2 protein-coding genes and 1 pseudogene are annotated in these 3,884 nt (G+C 62.2%); 2 read left to right on the top strand and 1 reads right to left on the bottom strand.

Annotated elements, in window-relative coordinates; all coding sequences use genetic code 11:
• Window positions 1-402, bottom strand: a 402-nt coding sequence (locus D7V97_RS40995; protein ID WP_120615982.1) for a DUF4145 domain-containing protein, incomplete at its 3' end; no start/stop codon positions are given.
• Window positions 403-524: 122 nt separating this feature from the next.
• Between D7V97_RS40995 and D7V97_RS44415 the strand changes: the two genes are divergently transcribed.
• Window positions 525-3,245 (top strand): hypothetical protein, encoded by a 2,721-nt coding sequence (locus tag D7V97_RS44415; protein WP_147445199.1) that lies wholly within the window; start codon window positions 525-527, stop codon window positions 3,243-3,245.
• Between the two features lie 319 nt (window positions 3,246-3,564).
• Window positions 3,565-3,884, top strand: a pseudogene (locus D7V97_RS40980) (hypothetical protein); the annotation flags it as partial.

Here is a 3,884-nt window from a genome sequence, read left to right as displayed (position 1 = left end):
GGACGGGAGGGGACACCGCAACACGTAGAATTCCTGGAGCAGGTGCTCGACGCACAGCAGGAGATGGCTGAGGTCTTCTCCCTGGACGGCTACGTTCTCGTGGACCGCCTTGTTGCCATGCTCCACCACCCTGAGCAGCCGCTCACAGTGCCCGCTGCTGATGATCCCTTGGCGGTAGAGCACTTCCAGCCGCTCCCGCATCGTGATCTTTCCCGGAACTCCGTCTTTCGCCACGGCCTCCACAAGCATTCGGAGGCCGGCGACCGTAAGGGAGGACCCACCCCGTTCGACCACCGCGTAGATGCCCTCCAGGAGGTCGAAAATCGGTCGCGGCAGGCGATGGAGCCACGAGGGCCGGGGACACTGCAGGGAGGGGGGAGGCTTCGAAGGCGTGAACGTCATCAGGGCTTCTCCTGTGGGGAACGAAACCAGGACTACCGCGCCCCCTCCGACGTCTCAATCCAACCCCAATTGGGTTCCAATTGGGGGTGTGGGAAGCTGGAGGCTCACGTCCAGGAGTTCCCATGGGTTGGCTCAAGAATCGGGTGAAGGAACTCTCCGGCGAGGAGTGCTCCTACGGAGAAATTGCCCGCAGGTTGACCGCTTTGCCCTCCTGGCCCGATCCCGAGCCCATGACCACGAGTTCCCTTGCGACCTACCTGGGGCAGCTCGACAAGGGCGAAAGCTCAAGACTGTTGACGCAGCATCCAAATCTGCGCGACTTGCTCGCGGACTTCCTGGAGATGCCGGCGGATGAGCTGGCGGAACGCCTGGAGGGCCCGAAGGCTGCTTCGGGACAGAGCGATGTGTTTTTCCAGCTCGTCGACGCGGGCATCCGTCGCCTGGACTTGCGGAAGGTAGACCTCCCTCCCGTATTTCCAGAAGAGGTGCTCGATCCCCGTCAGTGGCCCGTGCTCTGGCGGGCGGCCGGGGGCTCCGCTCGAACACTGGTGGGACGCTGGCTTGCCACGCGGAAGTCCATTTCCTTCATCCCGGCTGAAACCTGGGAGGAGGCCAAAGCGAAACTTCCGCAGAGGGCAGGGCCCTGTTTCATCCTGCTCAAGAGTGATTCCGGACTGCCGGATGTCAGCGAATTGCCTCCTGGCTTTCCGGTATGCTTGGTTGTGGACGCCGCGCCGAAGAAGACATCCGCCCACGATGATGTCTGGACCTCCGTAATCGTGGGAAAGCCCGGAGGGCGAGGGTTGGAGCCCGACAGGGAGTCGAGAGCCTGGAACGTCGTGAAATCTCCACCCGTGGGTGAGTGGATTGCTCCCCTGGTTCACTGGATCGACCGACATCGAGGCCTCGCTACTTCAGAGGATGGAGCGCCTCGGTTCAATCCCGGTGCGTGTCTTGAGTGGTTGCGAAAGGACATCCTGCCGTCAGGCCTGGTGGAGGGTTTCGGGACGGCCGTTGGTTTCATCGGGCTGTATGCGGACTATCTTGGGAACCCAACCAGGAAAAAAGTGGGGGAAACAGCCCGAAGTCTTCCGGAGCTTGCGCGCTATTTCCTCCGGAGGCGGATCCAGGGGATGGATGGCTTCACAGGGCCCCGGTTTGAACCTCTGTGGAAATTCCTTCGACAACTGTCGCGCGCCCTTCTCACCCAAAGTCGCGAGTCCTGGGAGCAGGGACAGCCCCTGTCGGAGTGGTACGGCCTCGTCCACGGAGGTAATGAGTCTGCTGCGTTGGATTGGCTTACACAGCCTTCGATTCTTCGAGAGTTGAAGCTGGATGAACAGGCCCTCCGCAAGAAGGCCATGGAAATTCCACCTGAGTCCTTCCAGATGGTTCGGGCACTTCAGCAATTGCGACTGCTTCGAGAGCAGGAGCCTGGCCTGTATGTGCTGCGCCCGCGTTGGGTCCTCACGACGCTGCTTCAACAGGCGGCGGATGAACTCCTACGTGCAAATCCTGAGGAGTGGGGAGCAGCCCTTCTGCATGAGCACGGTGCTCCAATCGTGCTTGCTCGGATGCAAGACCAACTGTACTCCGGCGAACATTCTCCGGTGGAGAAACTCCTCGCTTCGTGGACACCCCGGTCACCCAGATTTGTCGCCGCATTGGAGGGCGCGTTTGTCGCACTGGGGTGGGTGGCCCTTCGTGGGGGCACGGTTCCACACGAAATCGCCACGCGGGTCTTTCATTTGCAGGCCCAAGTCGCCATCGAACGGCACTCCGTGCCAATGAGGCGAATCGGTTATGGAGAAAGTCCCCAGGCGCTGCTCCTGAGTCACGGATCCTGGTTCCTTGCGGCCCATGCGCTATCGGAGCGCCTGGGTCTTCCGCGCGGAGACGTACATGCCCTGCTCAATCCATGGGACGGGGTGAACGTAGAGGAACAGGCGACGGAAATCGCATTCAATCAAGTCAGGGAGTTGCTTCTTGACGAAGTGGTCGATGAGGAGACGCAACTCAAGGCTTTCGAGTTGTACGGTCGCCTGTGGACGCGTATCGGTTCTGTGGAGCGCCGTAACAGGACTGCGGACTTCATGCAGTTGCTGGAGTTCATCGTCACGAAGGTTGATGAAGGCGGATTACGCTGGGCAGACCTTGAGAAGGGTCTCGCGGTAGAGCGATGCCTGCCCATGCTGCGCTCCTTTGTCGAACGCAAGGGACGGACATGGGAGTCGTTCGTCCCCGGCATCTGGAAGGCGTGGTTGGCATCTCCGGATCGGCCTTTTCGGCTCATGCGCCTTGAAAACGCCTGGGCACGCGACTGGTTCGAATTCATTCCCCCGGAGGCCATGTTGGCCCCCCAGCTCGCTGCGATACTGCTGGACCCCGCCATCCCGTACGAGCGCTTCCGGCGTGAACAATGGATTGGCTTCCTGGCTTTTTTGAAACAGCGAGAGCAGCACCTCTTTGATAGCCATCGTGGTGGGGCCGCATGGGAGCGAATGCCTCTGGAGTTCATCCGACAGGCCATCCTGGAAGATGTCATCTCCGAGTACCAAGGGAAGACCTTGAGGGCGCTTTGGCGGATTGCATCGGAAACCGTGCAGGATGCGCTACGGCAACTCCTCTCCGAGGGGAGGTGGAGCTCCGCGTGGTTGTATTTCCTGGTCGCGCCCCCGAAGGACACGCCCGCCATCATCGGCTTGCTAAGGGAGCATCTCCACCGCCCTGAGATTTCTCGGTCAGATGTGCTCATGTGGTTGCATCGGCGCATCTCGTCACGGGCTCCGGGATGGGAGGAGGCGTGGGAGTTGCTCCTCGAGGTCGCCCCTGAGCGGGTGTGATGGGTGTTCACGGAGCCGAGGGCGTCGCTATGAGCTCATCCTCCGCACCAGGTCGGCTTCCATCTAGGATGGGCGCATGCTCTGTCCCCTGTAGCGAACAGTGCTCCTGGCCTGCGTCCTGCTCTCCGCCGCCTGTGATGACCCCATCCAGCCCGAGGGCGAATGCCGGGGCACCTACAGGGGCCAGAGCGTGGCCTGGCCTATCGTCCTGAACTCCGTGATGGGCCGCATCTACCTGCTGGACGGGACCGACAGTATGGAGGTCCATCTGGCCTACACCCCCGAGGGCGTCTAGGGCCTCCAGGGGTTCGGGGTAGACATGCTCCTGCGAGGTGCGCCGAGGGTGGTGGACGGCGCGCGGACCGTGAAGCTCCTCCCCCAGGAACAGCTGCTCGTCCCCGAGGAGACCTCGCTGGTGCGGGAGTGGGGCGGGCACACCGGGGTGGAGCCGGGCTATGCCGCCTCGCCCGGGGTGCCGGTGGAAGGCTCGGTGACGCTGGACCGGGTGGTGATGGAGGACCACGAGGACAGCCACGCGGAAGGCCGCTTCGTCTACCGCTACACGGACGGCAGCAAGCTGACGTGCACCTTCCACGTGACGGACCGGGTGTACTCCGACGGCAGTGATTGGGGCGGTGG

The sequence above is a fragment of the Corallococcus sp. CA053C genome, from assembly GCF_003611675.1.
Classification (GTDB): domain Bacteria; phylum Myxococcota; class Myxococcia; order Myxococcales; family Myxococcaceae; genus Corallococcus.
Note: the sequence above shows the minus strand (reverse complement) of the source record. Positions and strands in the feature narration are given on the sequence as shown.

What these genes read in the sequence shown, in the direction of transcription:
- D7V97_RS44415 (WP_147445199.1), top strand. Translation starts at nt 525, where the DNA reads ATGGGTTGGCTCAAGAATCGGGTGAAGGAACTCTCCGGCGAGGAGTGC.